Origin of the sequence: Rufibacter ruber, assembly GCF_014138425.1 — a bacterium.
In the GTDB taxonomy this organism is placed as follows: domain Bacteria; phylum Bacteroidota; class Bacteroidia; order Cytophagales; family Hymenobacteraceae; genus Nibribacter; species Nibribacter ruber_C.
The window spans coordinates 35,786-54,804 of the sequence record NZ_JACJIQ010000020.1 but is presented as its reverse complement, the minus strand read 5'-3'; the positions used below and the strand labels follow the sequence as shown (position 1 = coordinate 54,804).

General features: G+C 53.7%; 17 protein-coding genes. 8 read left to right on the top strand and 9 right to left on the bottom strand.

The features are described from left to right. Positions 1-493 precede the first annotated feature (493 nt). Positions 494-1,753: a M14 family metallopeptidase gene (locus tag FHS90_RS19165; RefSeq protein WP_182514226.1), complete on the top strand. Its 1,260-nt coding sequence runs from the start codon at positions 494-496 to the stop codon at positions 1,751-1,753. 81 nt (positions 1,754-1,834) lie between these two features. On the opposite strand, the gene FHS90_RS19160 is transcribed toward FHS90_RS19165, so the two are convergent. The 7 genes from FHS90_RS19160 to FHS90_RS19130 form a co-directional block, all read right to left on the bottom strand. After that, positions 1,835-2,308 (bottom strand): GNAT family N-acetyltransferase, encoded by a 474-nt coding sequence (locus FHS90_RS19160; RefSeq protein WP_182514225.1) that lies wholly within the window; start codon positions 2,306-2,308, stop codon positions 1,835-1,837. 64 nt (positions 2,309-2,372) lie between these two features. After that, a complete protein-coding gene (locus FHS90_RS19155; RefSeq protein ID WP_182514224.1) occupies positions 2,373-3,308 on the bottom strand; it encodes a YeiH family protein in 936 nt (311 codons plus the stop codon). A gap of 73 nt (positions 3,309-3,381) precedes the next feature. Next, positions 3,382-4,281: a LysR family transcriptional regulator gene (locus FHS90_RS19150; RefSeq protein WP_182514223.1), complete on the bottom strand. Its 900-nt coding sequence runs from the start codon at positions 4,279-4,281 to the stop codon at positions 3,382-3,384. Between the two features lie 352 nt (positions 4,282-4,633). Continuing rightward, positions 4,634-5,437, bottom strand: coding sequence for a LytR/AlgR family response regulator transcription factor (locus tag FHS90_RS19145; RefSeq protein ID WP_182514222.1), 804 nt, complete (start codon positions 5,435-5,437; stop codon positions 4,634-4,636). Between the two features lie 228 nt (positions 5,438-5,665). Continuing rightward, positions 5,666-6,709 (bottom strand): sensor histidine kinase, encoded by a 1,044-nt coding sequence (locus tag FHS90_RS19140; protein WP_066829125.1) that lies wholly within the window; start codon positions 6,707-6,709, stop codon positions 5,666-5,668. A 116-nt stretch (positions 6,710-6,825) separates the two neighbouring features. Further along, positions 6,826-7,458, bottom strand: a complete 633-nt coding sequence (locus tag FHS90_RS19135; RefSeq protein WP_182514221.1) for a hypothetical protein — start codon at positions 7,456-7,458, stop codon at positions 6,826-6,828. A gap of 166 nt (positions 7,459-7,624) precedes the next feature. Beyond that, entirely contained in the window at positions 7,625-9,784 is a 2,160-nt protein-coding gene (locus FHS90_RS19130) for a TonB-dependent receptor (protein ID WP_182514220.1), read from the bottom strand. Positions 9,785-9,972: 188 nt separating this feature from the next. Here FHS90_RS19130 and FHS90_RS19125 point away from each other — a divergent pair, with 188 nt between their 5' ends. Both FHS90_RS19125 and FHS90_RS19120 read left to right on the top strand, forming a co-directional pair. Then, entirely contained in the window at positions 9,973-10,650 is a 678-nt protein-coding gene (locus FHS90_RS19125; RefSeq protein ID WP_182514219.1) for a hypothetical protein, read from the top strand. A gap of 21 nt (positions 10,651-10,671) precedes the next feature. Continuing rightward, complete coding sequence (locus tag FHS90_RS19120) at positions 10,672-11,244, top strand: hypothetical protein (RefSeq protein ID WP_182514218.1); 573 nt, start codon at positions 10,672-10,674, stop codon at positions 11,242-11,244. Positions 11,245-11,309: 65 nt separating this feature from the next. On the opposite strand, the gene FHS90_RS19115 is transcribed toward FHS90_RS19120, so the two are convergent. Further along, complete coding sequence (locus tag FHS90_RS19115) at positions 11,310-11,747, bottom strand: hypothetical protein (protein ID WP_153042526.1); 438 nt, start codon at positions 11,745-11,747, stop codon at positions 11,310-11,312. Between the two features lie 306 nt (positions 11,748-12,053). Beyond that, complete coding sequence (gene asnS, locus FHS90_RS19110) at positions 12,054-13,442, bottom strand: asparagine--tRNA ligase (RefSeq protein ID WP_182514217.1); 1,389 nt, start codon at positions 13,440-13,442, stop codon at positions 12,054-12,056. Positions 13,443-14,217: 775 nt separating this feature from the next. On the opposite strand from asnS, the gene rpoN reads away from it, so the two are divergent. From rpoN to FHS90_RS19085, 5 genes are all read left to right on the top strand, one after another. Continuing rightward, a complete protein-coding gene (rpoN, locus tag FHS90_RS19105; protein WP_182514216.1) occupies positions 14,218-15,699 on the top strand; it encodes an RNA polymerase factor sigma-54 in 1,482 nt (493 codons plus the stop codon). Between the two features lie 64 nt (positions 15,700-15,763). Further along, positions 15,764-16,009, top strand: coding sequence for a DUF433 domain-containing protein (locus tag FHS90_RS19100; protein WP_182514215.1), 246 nt, complete (start codon positions 15,764-15,766; stop codon positions 16,007-16,009). Further along, on the top strand, positions 15,993-16,319 hold the full coding sequence (locus tag FHS90_RS19095; RefSeq protein ID WP_182514214.1) for a DUF5615 family PIN-like protein: 327 nt from the start codon (positions 15,993-15,995) through the stop codon (positions 16,317-16,319). Before FHS90_RS19100 ends, FHS90_RS19095 begins: the two co-directional genes overlap by 17 nt. Positions 16,320-16,476: 157 nt before the next feature. After that, complete coding sequence (locus tag FHS90_RS19090; protein ID WP_182514213.1) at positions 16,477-17,097, top strand: hypothetical protein; 621 nt, start codon at positions 16,477-16,479, stop codon at positions 17,095-17,097. A 69-nt stretch (positions 17,098-17,166) separates the two neighbouring features. After that, a complete protein-coding gene (locus FHS90_RS19085) occupies positions 17,167-18,615 on the top strand; it encodes an L-lactate permease (RefSeq protein ID WP_182514212.1) in 1,449 nt (482 codons plus the stop codon). Positions 18,616-19,019: the final 404 nt, after the last annotated feature.

Genomic DNA, 19,019 nt, shown 5'->3' with positions numbered 1-19,019 from the left:
CGCCGCGGATTACAAATCCGCAGGTAGGTGTGTTCGGGATTACAAATCCCGAACAGCGGAGGGACTTGGGTTTCTGTTTTTGGCCTGTTTTTAGAAAATTAGGCCAAAAACAAAAAACTACCGCTGAATGAGAATAGATAGGTGCGTGTCTGCGGCTCTTCCGGATTTGCAATCCGGAAGTTGGTAATCAGGGGATTTGTAATCCCCGCATTGAGTTTTCAAGCACGCCCGCGGCGCAGATTGCAAATCCGCGGGGTATTCAAGTTCGGGATTGGAAATCCCGAACAGCGGAGCTGATCAATGTAAAGCAGATGAAACACAAGTAAGCAGAAGCAGCAAGCATTGAGGAACAGTACTCCAGCCGTTTATTCCCCTCCCCGGAGGAGTGGGTTCCACGCCAAAAGATCAAAACCTGTTTTCGGCCTGTTTTGGCCAAAACAGGCCGAAAACAGAAAAAGAAAAACATCGGCGCAAGCCGAAAGCAACGAGTAGCATGTACGCAAGAAAAGGAACAAACAAATTTACTTTATTCATCGCCGCCGCCGCGTGGCTTCTGCACGGGTGCGGCACCTCTAAAACTGCCACTAACTCAACTTCGCCCGCGCCGGTCACAACCACGCAGGCGCAGACTAAGGCAGCTATCAAAAGTCCGCACATAGCCTATCAGGAGAAGCAGGCCTGGGCCTTCAATGGTGGCAGCGTGGTGTTCCATAACCAGTTTGCCGGAGCGCGGCTCAACGGCGTGACGCAGGAGAACGACAGCACGTTCAAACTGGAGATAAAGCCGGAGAACCAACCCATCAACCCCAGCCCGTGGTACGCCTTCAAGGTGTGGTCGAAAAGCCAAAAACCCACCTATGTGAAGTTGACGTACGGCACCAATGAGCACCGGTATTCGCCCAAGACCAGCACAGATATGCGCGCGTGGCAAGACGTACCCCAAAGTCATTTCATAGATAAGACAGGGGCGTTTTTCAAGGTGCCCGTCAGTCAGGACACCTTGATTGTGGCCGGACAGGAGATGATGACCGCTGCCATGACCTACCGCTGGATGGACAGCCTTGCCCAGAAACCTTTCCTCAAGCGGCAGACCATTGGGCAAAGTTATCTGGGGCAACCCATTGAAGCGTTCAGCACCAGCGGGTCAGACGGCAAGAAACTGATAGTGGTGTTAAGCCGCCAGCACCCGCCGGAGGTAACGGGCTTTATGGCCATGCAAGAGTTTGTGCGCGTGGTGACCGGAGACTCGCCGCTGGCGAAGCGGTTTAGGGAGAAATTTGAGGTGCTCATCATGCCCATGCTTAACCCAGACGGCGTGGATTTGGGCCATTGGCGCCACTCGGCGGGGGGCGTTGACCTGAACCGCGACTGGGAAACCTTCAAGCAGCCCGAGACGGCGGCGGTGCGCGATTTCATTGCCCAAAAAACCGGGGCGCAGGGTGCCAAGGTGTATTTCATGCTGGACTTCCACTCTACCCACCGCGACGTGTTCTATACCAACACTGAAACCACGCCTACCCACGTACCCGGCTTCACCAACCGCTGGCTCAAGGCCGTAGAGGCGGCGCTGCCCAATTACAAAGCCAACATCAGACCCTCGGGCAACGGCGGAAACGTGTCTAAGAGCTGGTTCTACCGCACCTACAACGCAGACGCCGTGACCTATGAGGTAGGCGATGACACGCCCCGTGACCAAATCAAACTGAAAGGAAGAATAGCCGCCGAAAAGATGATGGAGCTGCTGGTGCAGTAACCGTTTTCCGCCGTGGGCGGAAGGGAATGCTTTTTCTGTTTTCGGGCTGTTTTCAGAAAAACAGGTCAAAAACGCCTTTGGCTAATGCTGGTCATTTGCCGGTGCCGCATACATAGTAGGCTGGTGCACCTGCATGAACCGCTCTGGCTGGGTAAGCGGGGTGAAGCCGCATTGGGCGTAGAGGGCGTGGGCATCGGCGGTGGCGAGCATCCAGCGGCGCAGGCCCTGCAGCTCCGGGTGCGCCTGCAGCGCCTGTACCATCCACTTGGCCAGGCCTTTCCGCTGGTGTTCCTCCAGCACAAACACATCGCAGAGGTAGGCGAAGGTGGTGTAGTCGGTGACCAATCGGGCGAAGCCCGCTTGCCTGCCTTCAAAGTACACGCCCACGCACAGCGAGTGCTCAACGGCGCGGGCCACGGTTTCTTTGGGGATGCCGGGCGACCAGTAGGTCTGGGACAGGAACCCGTGGATGACCTCTAGTTGCAGCAGCTCTTTGTCAAAGCTCAGGAGGTAGCTTTGTTCGTTGGCTATGGGGGCGGGGGTGAGAAGTGACATGGCAGAAAAAGTTTCGAACTGGTTTTACCCTGTTTTACGCAAAACGGCTCCAAAACGCGGTAATCTACTGAAGAATGGCGAATAAACTGCCGGTGCCCAGCAACAGCCACAGCAACAGGCCCATCAAAAGCGGCCGTATTCCCAGCGTTTTGAGGGCACTCCACACCAAGCCGGAGCCTGCTAAGAAAAGGGTGAGCGTAAGGGTGCGTTTGGCCAACGCGGCTATGAATGTAAACGCCGGGGTGAAAGAGGCGGGGGCGTAGGTGTTGAGCAGCATGGCCAAAACAAAGGCCCCAATGAAGTATGGAACGGTGAATTTTCCGCCGTCGGCGGATTGAAAGCGCCACGCCGTGAGCACCGCCACCGGAATAATCCAGAGCGCCCGCGCCATTTTCACCGTGGTGGCCAGCTGCAGGGCGGCCTCGCCGTAACTCTGGCCGGCGCCAACCACAGAGCTGGTGTCATGAATGGCCAGCGCCGCCCACACGCCAAACTGCGCCTGGCTCAGGTGCAGCCGGTGCCCCAGCCACGGGAATACAACCAGCGCCACCGAGTTCAGCAGAAACACAATGCCCAGCGAAAGACTCATCTGCTTTTCCTGGGCCTGCACCAGCGGCGAGACGGCGGCAATGGCGCTTCCGCCGCAGATAGCGGTGCCTACCGCCACCAGGTAAGCGGTGGTGTTCTCTACCTTGAGCCATTTGCCCAGCAGAAAACCAACCAAAAGCGTGAAGCAGATGGAGGCAACGGTCAACGTAAAGCCGGTGCTGCTGGCCTGCACCGCCGCCTGCGCGTTCATCCCGAAGCCCAGCCCCACAATACTCAGCTGCAGCAGCTTCTTGGTGAGCGCAGGGGTGGCCTGCCGGAAGGGATTGCCCGTGGTGTTGGCCAACAGCACCCCCAGCCCCAGCGCCACCGGCGGACTCACCCACGGCGTAAGGCAACAGGCACCGGCCAGAATGAAAGCAGGTTGGGCAACAGAGAAAAGGCGGGCAGACATGCAACAACATTTTGGCTAATGCCTGCAAGGTAGCGGGAGGTTATTCCCCAGTCAAATGACAAATGGTGATAGGCTATTCCGGTAGGTTATACTGCCGCTGCGCAAAGCGCTGGAAAAGCTGCGCCAGCCCCTCCTGCTGCCCCAGCAGCTGCACAAACCAGAACGTGCGCGCCAGGTGGAAATCCTGCGGCGGGAGCACGGCCAGCTTGCCCGCCTCCACCTCCAGTTGAATGGCGTGCGCCGAAAGCAAGGCCACACAGTCTGAGTGCTGCAGAAACGATTTGATGGTCTCAGAAGAGCCCAGGTACAGGACCACGTTCAGGTCGGGTAGGCGCAGGTAGTGGGGGCGCAGGGCCTCTTCAATGACTTCCAGCGTGCCTGAGCCGCGCTCCCGCAGCACCAGAGGCTGCTGTACCAGTTCCTGAAACGTAATAGTCCCCTTCCGCGCCAGCGGATGGCCCGCCCGCACCACGGGCAGCAGCTCATCTGGCAAAAACGGCGTGTACTGCAGTTCGCGGCGGTGGCTGGAGCCTTCCACTATGCCCAAATCTATGTGCTGGAGCAGGAGTGCCTGTTCAATGGCTTCAGTGTTGCCGTTTGCCAGCGAGAGCTGCACCTGCGGGTGCCGCTGGTAGAATTTAGACAGCACAGGGGCCAGCACGTACTGCGCAATGGTGGTGCTGGCGCCCAGGCGCAAATGCCCGCCCACCTGGTTTTTAAGTTTGCCCAGCGCAAACTGCATCTCCTCCTGCAGGGCATGCGACCTATCAGCAAAGGAGAGCAGGGTTTCGCCGGCAGGCGTGAGCTGGATGCGGTTGCCTTTGCGTAGGAAGAGCCGCAGCCCCACCTCGGCCTCCAGCTCCTGAATGCGTTTAGTGGCCGCCGGTTGCGTGATAAAAAGCTCGCCCGCGGCTTTGGTAAAGCTCAGGTGTTTGGCAACGCTTCTAAAGACAATCCAACGGAAATCCAGCATGGGCGTGGGGTGAATGTTCAGAACAAAAAGCAACAATGCACGCAAACTCGGGAATAAAAATCATTCTGCAATATTTGCTGCCCACTGCTTTCTTAGGCACGCATTTCGTTCCCCCTTCAAAGGAGGCTGGGGGATGACAAGGCCGGCAGAAGAATATAAGCGTAAATCAATTTCAAAGAAATGTGATTCTCGGGAATGGAGGGAATGCCTAATCAGCACGAGTAGTCATGCCCCTACCCCCTTCAAAGGGGGGCGGAATGCGTTTAGATTCCTGAGTTTATGCAATTGAACAATCTGCAATTTCCCGTTTTCGGCCTGTTTTTCAGAAAACAGGTCAAAAACGTATTTTAGGCTATCCGTCCAGCCACGTCCGGAACGCCGCCACCCGCTCCCGGCTCACCAGCACCTCTTCCTGGGTGTGGTTTCTGAGCACCAGTTTGAGGCGGCTGTTGGTGTAGTGAATGATGTCCTGAATGGCGTGCATCTGCACCAGATACCCGCGGTTGGCCCTGAAAAAATGCTTTGGGTCCACCAGCTGCTCCAGCTGCTCTACAGTGTAATCAATGGCGAAGCGGCGGTTGTCTTCGGTCTGCAGAAACGTGGCCTTCTCAAAGCTGTAGAAGAAATCAATCTCCTCTACCGGCACCGCCCGCAAGTGTTCACCTACTTTGATCAAAAACCGGTTTTTGTAGGCGGGGGCGGTGGGGTGCTGCAGTTGCTGGAGCGCCTGCTGCAGGAGTTGTAAAGAAGCATCGGCCGGGGCCGAAGTGGTATTTTGGCCGGGGAGCGCCGTGGCGGTGAGCCGCTTGAATTTCTGCAGAGCTTGGGCCAGGTCTTCGTTGTCAATGGGTTTGAGCAGGTAGTCAATGCTGTTGGCTTTGAACGCGCGCAGGGCGTAGGCGTCATAGGCGGTGGTGAAGATGATGGGGCACGTGACGGCCACCTGCTCAAAGATCTGGAAACTCAGCCCATCGCCCAGCTGAATATCAAAGAACGCGATGTCTGGATTGGGTTCTTCTCTGAAAAAGGCCACGGCATCTTGCACAGAGGGCAGCTGCGCCACCACCTGCATGGGGACTTCCTGCTGGTCTTGCAACAGGCGGGTCAGACGGCTGGCGGCCAGAGGTTCATCTTCAACAATGAGGGCGCGGAGCATGGAAATTGGTTGTTTGTTGTTAGTTATTCGTTGTTCGTTTTTGGTCTGTTTTCTGGAAAGTAGGCCAGAAACGCAGGTAGAGGCAGGCGTTTGCCACCTAGAAATCTGTGAAACAAGAGAGCAGTTTAGCCAGCTGCGTTGATTCTGCCAACGTTTCCCTGCCTTCCGCTCTGCGGAAATAGGAGTTTGCGTTTTCGGCCTGTTTTTCTGAAAACAGGCCGAAAACGGCTATTGGAACGTGAGCAGCGGCAGCCGCACGGTAAAGGTGCCTTCACTGGGGAGTACCTGCATTTTCTTATTGGTCAGCATCTCATAGCGGGCTTCAATGTTGGCTAGGCCCAGGCCGCTGGGTGGCTCGTGTTGGGGTTTGGGCTGGTAGTTGTTCTGCACCACCAAATAATCGTCTTCAATAGAGACAGTTACTTTCAACGGCTCTTTCGCCCAGGCGCGGTTGTGTTTTACGGCATTCTCCAGCAGCATCTGCAGCGCCAGCGGCGGAATCTGGAGCTCTTCTGGCACATCTGTGGGCAGCTTTACCTGCAGGCCCTCGGCCAGCCTGATTTGCTGCAGAAAGGCGTAGCGTTGGGTAAAGTTGAGTTCCTCTTCCAGGGGCACTACTTCTTTGCGCTGCGAGTCCAGCACGTAGCGGTACACCTCAGAAAGCTGTTTGATGAACTTTACCGCCAAATCGGGCTCGGGGTGCACCAGGCTGGTGAGGGCGTTGAGGCTGTTGAACAGAAAGTGCGGGTTCACCTGGTTTTTAAGCGCCTCATATTTGGAGAGGGCATGCTCCTTCTGTAGCCGCTCGGCATTCACCGCCGCTTCGCGCCAGCCGCGCAGAAAGGCAATGGCGTGCACCGTCATAGTGATAATGTACGTGACGAGCATCTGGGTGAGCATGGTGTACCGCACCTTGGGCGTTCCCATGTAGCTGAAATCCCGCTTGGGCAGGAGCACGTACCAGAACCAGTTGATGAAAAACACCACTATTGCCGAGTACACCAGAACGGTGAGCAAGGTGAGAAGAAAGCGTTTCCAGGGGCTTTCTGTCCAGGAGACAAAAATATTGAGGTTGTTGCTCACATACCCGTTGCCCAGCCAAAGCATACTGAAGAGCGAGAACGAGTACAGGAAATTCTGCCACGCCTTCCCCATGTCTGTGTAGCAGCTGGAGCAGACCAGCATGACCTGGGTGCCTGCTAACAGGGCAAACAGCAAAAGCCATTTCAGGATAGAGAGGAAGCGGTTCTGTGGTAAGCCGTAGGTTGCCATGGCTGGAAGTTAAGGATTTTCAGGAAAAGCGTAGAGCCCCCTTTTGCCGCTCGGGCATAATGACTTGCTGTTTTGGGGCTAGTTTTTGAAAAACAGCCCCAAAACAGCTTTGGCAGTTACTGGCACTTGGCCAAGAGGGCTAGGGCTCTGCTTTCGCCCCAGTTGGGCAGGAGGGAGCTGGCTGGTTTGTAGGCCGCATATTTCTCTTTGGCTTTGGCCAGGATGGGTTTAGCGGCTTCGGCCCCGCCGCCGAACATTTTTGGCGTGTTGAAGGCGTTCTGCCCCAGCAGGAAATAGGCGCGCGGGTTGTTGGGGTTCAACTGGGTGGCTTTCTCCAGGGCAGTGGTGGCCAAACCGGAATACTTCATGCCGCGCATCATGGGTGAAATGACCAAACGGGCCTGGTGCAGGTAGCCTTGCAGCACGTACAGTTCAGATTCTTTGGGCTGCAGTTTTAGGGCGCGGTCCAGAAAGACCTGTGCTTTGTCTAAGGTCTGATCCCGCTGGTCTTCGTCTTTGAGCAGGAACGTGAGGTTGATGTGGGCGTAGGCGGCGTAGTAGTTGGGCAGCCATTCTTTGGGCTCGGCGTTGGCGATGCGGGTGAGCTGGTTGGCTGAATTCTGCATCTCCTCAGCGTTTTTAGAAGCCTCCATTTTGGCAAGGGCATCAGTTAAGGCAGCCTGGTATTTGGCTTGGGCATTGGCGAACAAAGCGATAAACAGAAGCGGAAGCAGGAGTAACTTTTTCATTTTGTTAATGGTTAGTAGTTGTTAGTTATTAGAGATTCGTTTTTAGGCTGATTTCCAGAAAAGAGGTCAAAAACAGGAAATGGTTGATTGTTCATTGCTGATTGTCTATTGAAGTAGTGGCACATTCCATTCACGCATTCACTCATTGAGGCCTTTACTCCTTGGCTCATTTTTTCGCGTCATTAATAGACACCAGCAAGGCCACCAGGGCGAAGCGTTTGGCGCCGGGCACCACGGGCAGGGACGCGTATTGACCATCTGGGCCGGGGTTGGCGGCGAAGCGGTAGCCGTACACATTGTCTATGCCCAGCAGATTGTTGCAGGCCACGTGCAAGATGGTGGCGTGTCCTTTGAGCGTGGTGAGGTAGCTGGCGCTGAGGCTCAGGTCAAACAGGCTTTTGGTGCGGCTCTGCTGAAAACCCTCCAGGTTGGGGTTGTGGAACGGTCTTCCGCTGGTGTAGCTGAAGGTGGTGCCCACGTAGGTCTTAATAGGGTTGATCATCTGCTTGTACACCAAACTCAGGTTGTGCGCCGAGGCAAAACCGGGCGTGGCGGCCACTGGATAGCCTTTGTAAAGACGCTTGCTGTCCAGGTAAGAATAGGAGATCCAGTAGTCGCCCATTTTCACGGTTTGCTGGTCCCGGAAGAAGAACTCTACGCCCCGGGCGTAGCCGTGGCCGCCGTTGTTCAGGTCGGTGGCGTCTTTCAGCTCTGGGGCGTTGTACCTGATCAGGTGCTGGTAGCTTTTGTAGTAGCCTTCCACCCGCAGGGTGCGCTTGCCAAAGGTGCGCTGGTAGTTCAGGATGTAATGCTGGGCTTGCTCAAACGTGAGCGGCGCGTGGTACTTGAGGTAATCATTTTCCGGGGTCTGGTAAAACTGCCCATAGGCGAAGGAAACCTGACCTTCTGCGCTCACCTGGTAGGCCACCGCCAATCTGGGCGACAGCGCATTTTTCTGCAGGAAGTATGAACGCTCCCAACGCAACCCTGGGCGGGCCACCAGTTTATCCCCCAGGTACACGTCCGCTTCGGCAAAGGCAGCCACGTTCTGCTCATCTACTACGCCTTTCCGCACCGCGGAAGTTGGGTTTTCTGCATAATTCTGGCGGTAGCCGCGCAGTTGAGATTCAAGTCCAGTGCGCAAGGTAACGGCGTGGCCGATGTCGCCGATAAGCACCGCTTTGCCGTTCCAGGTGTTGGAGCCCGCGTACACTTTGGTTTCGCCGGCGGCGAGGTGGTCTTGGTTATGGGTGAAGGTCATGCCGGTTTGCAGGGTCCAGTGCTCTTTATAAGTTTCCTCATAAGTGCTGTTGAAAAAGACGTTCTGGTTGCGAAGGGCCACGGCAATGGGGCCTTCGGGGTGGTTCACGTCTTGCTGGTTGAGGGCCAGTTGGCTGTTGGCGTAGGTGCCGTAGAATTTGAGCATGCCCGTGGGCGATGTCTTGTGCCGGAACACCACGCTACCTGATTTGGTCTCGGGCATGTGCTTCCAGTCCTGGCGCTGGCGTACCAGGCTCATGTACGGCCGCAGGTTCATATATTCCGCTGAAACGGCCAGGGAAGTGTTTTCCCAGCGCTTGGTGCGGGAGAGGCTTCCGCCTATGGTCATGAGCGAAATGCCCGTCTGTGATTCTTCCGGTAGATCCTGGCTTTGCAACAACAACGCCGAGGAAAGCGCCTGCCCGTACTCTGCTGAATAGCCGCCCGAACTGAACGCCATGCCGCTGAACAGAAACGGCGAGAAGCGGCCTCTGGACGGTACATCTGGCACGGTTGAGTTATATGGAGTAGCTACCTGCAGGCCGTCAATGAAGGTCTTAGTTTCATAGCTGTCGCCGCCCCGCACAAAGAGCTTGCCTTCTTCGCCCACTTTTTGGGTGCCGGGCAGCGTGTTGATGGCGCCCATGATGTCGGCAGAGGCCCCGGCGGTGGTCACAATGTCACGGGAGTTGAGCAAAGCGCTGCGTTTCTCGTCACTGGCCTCAAACGCCCCCGCCGAAATCACCACTGCCTGCAACTGCCGCTGGTCGGCCTTGAGTGTGATGTGTAAAGCAGGAACAGGCTGGCTCAGGTTCACTTGTTTTTCAACGGTGGTGTACCCCAGAAAACTCACCACCAGCGTTTGCGCGCCCGTCTCTTTGGTGCTGAACTGGAACCCGCCTTTTTCATCAGTAGAAGCGCCGTCATAGAGCCCTTTCAAAAAGATATTCGCACCAGTGATGGGTTGCCCGGCGGCGTCTTGTACAGTACCGTGCAGCTGCGTTTGGGCATACCCGGTGAAAGCGGAGAGTAGCAGCAGAAAGGAGAGAAGCGAAGCGGTTTTCATAGCGGTTGGCCTTAGTTTCTGAACAAAGGTGCACCGCCGCAGAAAGGATAGAAATTAAAAGAAGATGAACTGTAGAGGGAGGTAGATGAAGTGTAGGGAGTGCGGGATAAGTTTTTTTATTCCCTATCTATGATTTACTATAGTTAATGTAGATATATTTAGAAAATCTAATCCTTACTTAACCCTTTATGAGAAAACTTTACCCAATATTTCTATTATCCATTGCTCTGGTTACAATACAAGAGATCTCATTTGCCCAAGGTTTGAAAGATTATATGAAGCAGAAAGACCGTGGGCTGGGGGTTACTTACCTGCAGTTTAAAGGTTTTGATACTGCCAAAGATGATGATGGGGCAACCGCCACGACTGATCTAAAACAAAAAAGCGCCTATGCTTTGTCTACCCTGATTGTGGGGTATAATTTCCCACTGGTGAAAGTGGCTGACCATGCTTCCTTTGGGGTTAGCCCAAATTTGGGTATGGGCTTGAGCTGGACGAACGGGACTACCATCTATGGTGCTATTCCGGTGTTTGCCACCTTTAAGTTTGGGACAGACGCTGTATGGAGCAAGAGTATGGCCTATGAGTCTAAATTGGGTTTTGGCTTAGGAATAGGCTACGAATTTGTAGGCGGCGTAACCAATGGGCCGTTTGAAACAGACATGGCGGGCTTTTCTTACTTGTTGCCTACGGCAATGGCCGAAATCAGCTTTGTTTTGTCAAAGAAGAATTTATATAGAATTAGGTTCCAATCTAACCTAGTGTCTAGTAAATCTTATGAGTTTACTAATACAGATGAACTTCCGGCGCAGGTCTCATTTAGGCAGACTAGCATAACATTTATCAAAAATTTTTACGCGTATTAATCAACCCTTTACTATTTAATCATGAAAGCAAAATTTTTACTTTTCTCTTTATTACTCATTTGCTCACTACAGGTCTTTGCACAGGTACCAAAAAGTTCTTCTAAAAAAGGGAAAGAATACAAAGGTGTGCCCACAGATTTAAACACCTCAAAAATAATCTTCCTGCAATTAGATTCAGTTGATCTGCCAGAAAAGCCAAAGGGCATCTTTTTCACGGCGGCGCATAATACCTATAACAGCCTGTCTCACTACAATACAAATTTCCAGAAATCAAATAAAGAATTGATGGAAAGCGTCAAGGAATATCCTTTTGAATATGCCATAGCGCATCTGCATGAAGTGGCAAAATATAAAGAAGAAGGGTACAAGTACCTGCTACTTTTTGACCCAATCCACCAATTTAAAAATGGTAAGGTAGAATCTACTTCTAAGTTGAGAGTTAATTTTCCGTTGTATGTGCTTAATATGCAGAATAATGACACATATCACATAGACTACGGTTATGAATTTGATCTCTTAGAATACAAAAGCCTGTTCACTAAAAAATTTATGAAAGAAGTTAAACGGACATACAAGAAACAATTAAAAAGTTAGTCCTTACATCAAAAGAGCCCGCAACGTGCGGGCTCTTTTGGTGTAAACAAAGCTGTAAATTAGTCTTAGCTTTTCTTCTCTTTAGCGGCCGCTTTTTTCTCGGCGGCTTTGGCTTTGGCGGCCTCGGCTTTCTCTTTGGCGGCTAGCTTCTGGGCAGCCGCTTTCTCTTTGGCGGCGGCGGCTTTGGCTTTTTCCTTTTCTTTGGCGGCGAGTGCCTTGGCTTTGGCGGCTTCTTTTTTCTCCTGCTCCTTGGCCTTGGCCGCGGCAGCTTTCTCTTTGGCGGCTAACTTTTTAGCGGCTTCTTTTTCTTTGTCGGCGGCTTTCTTGGCGGCGGCCTTTTCTTTGGCTGCTTGCGCTTTGGCCTTTTCAGCGGCTTTTTTCTCGTCGGCCTTTTGCTTGGCGGCCTCTTTTTTGGCCTGTTCTTTCTCTTTGGCCGTTTGGGCCTGGGCACCGCCTACGGCCAGCGCCAGCGCCAATACTAACAGAGTAAAATGTCTTAACATGATAATAAAGGGTTGTAAGGTCTGTTTAGGTTATAAATGTAGGAATATTTAAAGAATGTTTGCGGCGGGGCTGCCAGAAATAATTTTTCAGCCTGACCCGCAACAGACTCTTGGTCAATAGAAAAGCGGTTTGGAGCTGTTTTTGGGAAAACAGCCCCAAAACAGAACTGCCCCGCCACCAAATGGTAGCAGGGCAGCCCCTCTCTTTTGCATCGGCGCAAGCCGAAGGAGGTATACTCAAATGGACTGGTAGAGAAAGAGGAAGAAACTTTTATTCACTCCTTCACCCACTCATTCCTTCACTCCTTAAAACTCGGCGCTCTTGGGGAAGCGGGGGAACGGAATCACGTCTCTGATGTTGCTCATGCCGGTCACAAACAGCAGCAGCCGCTCAAAGCCCAGGCCAAAGCCGCTGTGCGGAACGGTCCCAAACCGACGCGTATCCAGGAACCACCACATTTCTTTTTCGGGCACGCCCATTTCCTGCATGCGGGTCACCAGCTTCTCATAGCTTTCCTCACGCTGGCTACCGCCGATGATTTCGCCAATGCCGGGGAACAGCACGTCCATGGCGCGCACGGTTTTGCCGTCTTCGTTCAGTTTCATGTAGAAACTCTTGATTTCTTTGGGATAGTTGGTGAGAATAACCGGTTTTTTGAAGTGTTTCTCCACCAGGTAGCGCTCGTGCTCGCTCTGCAAATCGGTGCCCCAGTCCACTTTGTATTCAAACTTCTGCTTGGCGGTTTTCAGAATCTCCACGGCCTCGGTGTAGGTCAGGCGCTGGAAATCATTGCTCACCACAAACTGCAGGCGGCTCAGGAGTTCCTTGTCATATAGGTCGTTGAGGAACTGGAGGTCTTCCATGCAGTTGTCCAGGGCGTACTGCACCAGGTACTTCAGGAATTCCTCAGCCAGGTCCATGTTGTCTTCCAGCTCATAGAAGGCCATCTCGGGCTCAATCATCCAGAACTCAGCCAGGTGACGGCTGGTGTTGGAGTTCTCGGCCCTAAACGTAGGCCCGAACGTGTAAATCTCAGACAGCGCCATGGCCAGCACCTCGCCCTCCAGCTGCCCGGAAACGGTCAGGTTCGCAGACCTTCCGAAGAAGTCTTCAGAGAAATCCACCTCGCCGGTCTCGGTTTTAGGCGGATTGATGGGATCCAGTGTGGTTACTCTAAACATTTCACCGGCCCCTTCGGCGTCTGACGCCGTAATCACCGGCGTATGCACGTAGAAGAAGCCTTTGTCATTGAAGAACTGGTGCACGGCAAACGCCATGGCGTGCCGCAACCGGAACACGGCGCCAAACGTGTTGGTGCGCGGGCGCAAATGGGCAATCTCGCGCAAAAACTCCAGCGAGTGGCCTTTCTTCTGCAGCGGGTACGTTTCCGGGTCGGCGGTGCCTAATACCTCTACCGTTTTGGCCTGGATCTCTACGGTCTGGCCTTTGCCCTGGCTTTCTACCAGCGTCCCTACTACTGACACGCTGGCGCCGGTGGCCACCTCTTTCAACGCTTCCTCGGTAAACACATTCATGTCTGCCACCACCTGTATGTTATTAATGGTAGAGCCGTCGTTCACGGCAATAAAGGTGACATACTTGTTGCCGCGCTTGGTGCGCACCCAACCTTTCACCAACACCTCCTGCCCGCTGGCCGGTGTCTGGAGCAATGCTTTTACTTTGGTTCGTTTCATGTTCTAATCTCGTATCGAGTAGCAAGTATCAAGTAGCACGTATTCTGCTGGTGCAAAAGTAAGTAGCTGGCGGCAAAAATTCGCATTTAATCCACAGGACTTGTTTTCGGCCACGGCCGATGGGAATATTTGCAGCCAAAGCGCATTTCTGTTTCCGGCCTGTTTTCTGGAAAGTAGGCCTAAAACGGAACCCATTTATTTATTTGTCATCCTGAAAGGAACTTGTGGGCGAAATAGGAAATCGTTGCTCAAGTGTTTCTGCCGTTCGCTACCGAGATTCTTCCAGAATGACAAAAGGGGGAGTCGCTTGGCAAGGTTAGTGCTTATCTGCTGATGCTTGGTTGCTGTTTTCGGGCTGTTTTCCCGAAAGTAGGCCAGAAACGGAAATTGTGTTCACGGTTCTATTTGTAAGTGATGTTAGCAGATTTGCGCTTTGCTCAAGCGGCATTGCCGTTCGCCCACAAGGTCCTTTCAGGATGACAAAAGGTAGGGAAAGGAATTGCTTGGTAAGTTGCGCTCATCAGCTGATGGCTTGGTTTCCGTTTCTGGCCTACTTTCCCGAAAACAGGCCAGAAACGCCTCAAGGACTTCTTGTTAGCACTAGTGGCTTTTCACAAGGGAGAACTGAGGATAAGCGGCCAACCCCCAACGTCTTGCTACGTGATATGCCATACGTGCTACTTCGCCCTACGGGCGACTAACCTTTTTTGCAAACCGCTAGTAAAAAACTATAACTTTGGCCTAGTCTACGCTGATTAGACCGGTGTTTTGACGTATGCAGAGACTCGACCTAAAACAACTTTTATCCCAGAAGCTATCGCCGCAGCAGATACAGTTCATTAAGCTGCTGCAGGTGCCTACCGCTGAGCTGGAGGCGCGCATTAAAGAGGAGATGGAGATGAACCCTGCCTTGGAGGAAGGCGATGCCGCCGACGAGCCCGCCCAGGACAGCAACGAAGACTCCGGCGAGGCCGATGATGAATTTGACAACTCCGAAGACGACTTCGGGGAGGAGGAACTGCGCCGTGACGATGACGACGTGAACCTGGAAGATTACATCAACGATGACGAGATAGCCGGCTACAAAATGCAGGGCGACGGCCCCGGCGAGGAGGAAGACCGCGAAATGCCCATTGCCTCTACGGGCTCATTGGTAGATGCGCTCATGGACCAGCTGGGTTTCCTGAACCTGAACGAGAAGCAACTGGCCATTGGCGAGCAGCTTATTGGCTCCATTGACCAGGACGGCTACATCAGGCGGGAACTGGAGGCCATCTCCAATGACCTGGCCTTCTCGCAGAACATTGACGCCAGCGTAGAGGAGATTGAAGACGTGCTGCGCCGAATCCAGGCGTTTGACCCGCCCGGCATTGCCGCCCGTGACCTGCAGGAGTGTCTGCTGCTGCAGCTGGAGCGCCGTGAGCCTGATGAGATCACCGAGGTGGCCGAGCAAATCATTCATGACACTTTTGACGAGTTCACTAAAAAGCACTACAGCCGCATTCAGCAGAAACTGGAGCTGGAAGACTACGAGCTGAAAGCCGCGATTGACTTAATCCTGAAGCTGAACCCCAAGCCCGGCGGCACCGGCAGCGCCACCCGCGTGCAGTACGTGATCCCGGACTTTATCATCACCAATGAGGAAGGCCAGCTGCAGCTGTCTCTGAACGCCCGCAACGCCCCAGACCTGCGCATCTCGCGCTCGTACGCAGACATGTTTGACGCCTATGACAAAAGCGCCAAAACCGACAAGAAGCTGAAGGAGACGGTGACGTTTGTGAAGCAGAAGCTGGACGCCGCCAAATGGTTCATTGACGCCATCAAACAGCGCCAGAACACCCTGCTGCGCACCATGGAAGCCATCATGCGCCGCCAGTATGACTATTTTCTGGAGGGTGATGAGAGCAAGCTCAAGCCCATGATTCTGAAAGACATTGCCGAGGACATTGGCATGGACATTTCTACCGTGAGCCGCGTGGCCAACAGCAAGAGCGTGCAGACCGAGTTCGGGATTATCCCGCTCAAGTTCTTCTTCTCAGAGGGCATTGCCACCGACGCCGGCGAAGACGCCAGCAGCCGTGAGGTGAAAGCCATTCTCAAAGACATCATTGACAAGGAGAACAAGCGCAAGCCTCTCTCAGATGACAAGATTGAGAAGATGCTCAACGAGAAAGGCTACAACATTGCCCGCCGCACCGTGGCCAAATACCGCGAGCAGCTGAACATTCCGGTGGCCAGGTTGAGGAAAGAACTGTAAGCAGATCTTGCTATTCAATTGGGAAGGGTGTATTACTTGAGAGGTGCAAAATATATTAAAGGTTATGGCGAATAATATCAAAGACTATATCTCCATTGATCCGGAAATTTTAGGCGGACAGCCGGTCTTCAACGGTACCCGTGTTCCTATTGAAACGCTGTTCCTGCATTTAGAAAAGGGTGTTTCTTTAGCAGAGTTCTTAGAAGATTTCCCAACGGTAAGCAAAGAGCAAGCGGTGAATGTGTTGGGTATTGCCGAAAAGATAATGACCTCAAAAAACATAGAGAAACTCTATGAAGCTGCTGCTTGATGAAAACTTGCCAAAGCGGCTTAAGCTGGATTTTGCAGAGCATGACGTGTATACCGTAAGCGATAAAGGCTGGAACGGGAAGAAGAATGGAGAGTTAATGCAGTTGCTGATGGCTGAGCGTTTTGATGCGTTGCTTACCTTTGACAAGAATCTGCAGTATCAGCAGAATTTTAAAAAGTACTCCATTCCAGTGCTCGTGCTCAATGCTCCTGACAATACGTATTTTACATTGAGCAAATTGGCTCCGGCTATTAAAGAGGTTCTTAAAAATAGTCTTGTTCCTGGCGTTACCATCATAAACGAAACGTAATCTCAAAAGATAATCATCTGTCGCTTATGAGAGAACAAGATTCTACACAAAGTTTTGTGTAGAAATTTTCAAATAACCTTTTCTAGGTCCATCTTTGTTAGCTGTTTAAGAGTGCTTGCCCAATTACAATTCTTACTTTTTAATTCCTCCTTATAAAGTGAATTCCCGTCTGGCAATGGTTCTTTCGGTGGTGTTTCATCCGCTGCTGCTGCCCACGTACCTGTTTGCCTTACTGTTATATTTTCTTCCGCAGGAGGCGGTTTCCCTGCCCATGGAGGCGCGCCGGTTTGTGCTGTTGCTGGTGTTCATCACTACGTTTCTGCTGCCCAGCTTTGGCACGTTCCTGATGCAGAAGGCGGGGGTGGTGACCACGTTTACCCTAGATGCGCGCATTGACCGGCGCTGGCCGCTGCTCATGGCGGCTGTCTGCTACACCATTACCACCGTGCTGCTGTACCGCCAGCCGTACTTTGACCGCATCTTCTTTGTGGTCATGGGGCTGATTACCGCCACGGTCTACGCCACCCTGTTCATTAACCAGTTCTGGAAGATAAGTGCCCACTCCATGGGCTTAGGCGGCGGCCTGGGGATTTTGGTGCTGCTGCACGGCTGGCTCCCTGAACCGGTGCTGGTGTACCCCATTGTGGCGGGTATTGTCATCTGCGGCGCGGTGATGACGGCCCGCTTGTCATTGGGGGCCCATACTACCAAGCAGATTTACACAGGGTTTGTGCTAGGGTTGCTGGTGGGCATCAGTCTCTGGGGCTTTGCGTTTTAAAAGCTGTTTCTGGCCTGTTTTTCTGAAAACAGCCGTAAAATAGAGCGTTCTTCCCAAACGAAACCGTGTATGTTTCTCTTAGCCCTGCTGCCCATTGCCGTACTCATTCTCTTCTCCCTGCTGAGGAGTGTGCGTGAGGCGGCGTTGCTGGGCCTGGTGGTGACCAGCGGCCTGTTCTTTTACTGGGGCGCCCCGGTTGCCCAGTACCTGGCGGTGATGGGTGTGTCTGTGGTGTCTACCCTCAATATTCTCATGATTGTGTTTGGGGCGCTGTTTCTGTACAACGTGATGCAGGGCACGGGGCTGGTGGAGCAGATTGGGCAGTCGCTGGAGCAGATTCACCCGTCTAAGGAAATCCGGTTTTTCCTGCTGGCCCTTGGCCTGACCGCCTTTTTTGAGGGTGTGGCGGGTTTTGGCACGCCGGGGGCCATTGTGCCGCTGCTGCTCATGGCCATGGGCTATGACGCGTTGGTGTCAGTGGCGGTGGTGCTGCTGTTTGACGGGCTCTTTGCCATTTTTGGGGCGGTGGGCACGCCCTTGCTCACGGGCATGCAGCACCCGCTGCGGCTGCCGCCAGATCAGGTGCGGCAGATTGGCCTGTGGGCGGCCGTGATAGGGGTGCTGGTGCAGGGGGCGCTGCTTTTCTTTGTGTTCAGGTTTCTCCGGAACGCCCAAACCCCGGTGCGGCACAAAGCCCAGGTATGGGTGCTGTTCTCGTTCTTTGCGGTGCCGTTCTGCGGGTTTGCCTGGTGGGTGACTGATCTGGCTACCGTCTTGGCGGCCTTGGCCATGCTGGTGCTGTCTGTGCTGTATCTGAGGAGCAAAGGCACCCGGCTGCAGGTGGGCCCCTGGGTGCCGTATGTGCTGCTGGCCGGTTTGCTGCTGCTGCCTAAGCTCTGGGGCGGCTTGCAGCAGGTGCTGGGCTGGGAGTTGCGTTTTCACCACCTCTTCGGGACGGGGATTTCTACTGGTCTGCGCCCTTTGCTCTCGCCGCTCTTTCCGTTTCTGCTGGTGGGTGGGGTGGTGGCGCTCTACCAAAAGAGCCGCACGTTTTATCTGGCCGAAGCCGGGAAGAAAACGGCTATGGTCTCGCTGGTGCTGTTTCCGTCTATCATGATTGCGCAGCTCATGATCCACTCGGGCGGGGTGCAGCCGTCTATGGTCAACTATATCTCTGGCATGATGGGCCGCCTGCAAGGCGGCTATGTTCTGTTTTCGCCGTTCCTGGGCATCCTGGGCGCTTTTATCACCGGCAGCACCACCGTCTCTAATGTGGTCTTTGCGCCGTCTCAGCTGGAAACGGCCCAGCTGCTGAAGGTGAATGCTACGGTAATCCTGGCGCTGCAACTGGTGGGGGCGGGGCTGGGAAATGCCATCTGCCTGTTCAATATTGTGGCCGCCGCCTCTATCGCCAACCTGAAAGACTACAAAGAAGTACTTCGGTTGAACTTGCTCCCGGCGCTGGTGGCGGGCTTTCTGGCCGGTGCTTTGGGTTGGCTGCTGCTGTGGCTGCTGTAGCGTAAGTTTCTGTTTTCGGGCTGTTTTTGGGAAAACAGCCCCAAAACGCCCAAGCCAGCATTCCCTCTCCCCGGGACAAAGGCTAGCGGAACGGTCAGCCAAGGGGCAGTACCGCTGATGGCAATAAGCCAACTAGGTTATTCCCGTGTCCTCGTAAAAAGCTGGTTGAAACCTTAATCTGGCGCGAATCTCCAGACTCGTGCCGATGAGTGAGTGGAGTCTCCAGACTCCCGTGGGCATCTGCATCCGGCGCGTCTGGAGCCTGGCGCCATGGTTTGTCACGAGACATTAATTGCGCGCCAGTTCATTTTCAACAAGTAGCAATAAACCATCAGCAATTTTGAAAAGGCCTCGTAGCGTCCGGAGGACCTGCGAGCGTCTGCGCCAATGGCCTTTGCTAACCC

Bases quoted from the DNA above. Each gene is read 5' to 3' on its own strand.
- FHS90_RS19095 (WP_182514214.1), top strand. From the start codon at position 15,993: ATGAAGCTGCTGCTTGATGAAAACTTGCCAAAGCGGCTTAAGCTGGAT.
- FHS90_RS19085 (WP_182514212.1), top strand. From the start codon at position 17,167: ATGTTTCTCTTAGCCCTGCTGCCCATTGCCGTACTCATTCTCTTCTCC.
- FHS90_RS19125 (WP_182514219.1), top strand. From the start codon at position 9,973: ATGAGAAAACTTTACCCAATATTTCTATTATCCATTGCTCTGGTTACA.
- FHS90_RS19165 (WP_182514226.1), top strand. From the start codon at position 494: ATGTACGCAAGAAAAGGAACAAACAAATTTACTTTATTCATCGCCGCC.
- asnS (WP_182514217.1), bottom strand. From the start codon at position 13,442: ATGAAACGAACCAAAGTAAAAGCATTGCTCCAGACACCGGCCAGCGGG.
- FHS90_RS19145 (WP_182514222.1), bottom strand. From the start codon at position 5,437: ATGCTCCGCGCCCTCATTGTTGAAGATGAACCTCTGGCCGCCAGCCGT.
- FHS90_RS19155 (WP_182514224.1), bottom strand. From the start codon at position 3,308: ATGTCTGCCCGCCTTTTCTCTGTTGCCCAACCTGCTTTCATTCTGGCC.
- FHS90_RS19150 (WP_182514223.1), bottom strand. From the start codon at position 4,281: ATGCTGGATTTCCGTTGGATTGTCTTTAGAAGCGTTGCCAAACACCTG.
- FHS90_RS19160 (WP_182514225.1), bottom strand. From the start codon at position 2,308: ATGTCACTTCTCACCCCCGCCCCCATAGCCAACGAACAAAGCTACCTC.
- FHS90_RS19100 (WP_182514215.1), top strand. From the start codon at position 15,764: ATGGCGAATAATATCAAAGACTATATCTCCATTGATCCGGAAATTTTA.
- FHS90_RS19115 (WP_153042526.1), bottom strand. From the start codon at position 11,747: ATGTTAAGACATTTTACTCTGTTAGTATTGGCGCTGGCGCTGGCCGTA.
- FHS90_RS19140 (WP_066829125.1), bottom strand. From the start codon at position 6,709: ATGGCAACCTACGGCTTACCACAGAACCGCTTCCTCTCTATCCTGAAA.
- FHS90_RS19120 (WP_182514218.1), top strand. From the start codon at position 10,672: ATGAAAGCAAAATTTTTACTTTTCTCTTTATTACTCATTTGCTCACTA.
- FHS90_RS19130 (WP_182514220.1), bottom strand. From the start codon at position 9,784: ATGAAAACCGCTTCGCTTCTCTCCTTTCTGCTGCTACTCTCCGCTTTC.
- FHS90_RS19135 (WP_182514221.1), bottom strand. From the start codon at position 7,458: ATGAAAAAGTTACTCCTGCTTCCGCTTCTGTTTATCGCTTTGTTCGCC.
- rpoN (WP_182514216.1), top strand. From the start codon at position 14,218: ATGCAGAGACTCGACCTAAAACAACTTTTATCCCAGAAGCTATCGCCG.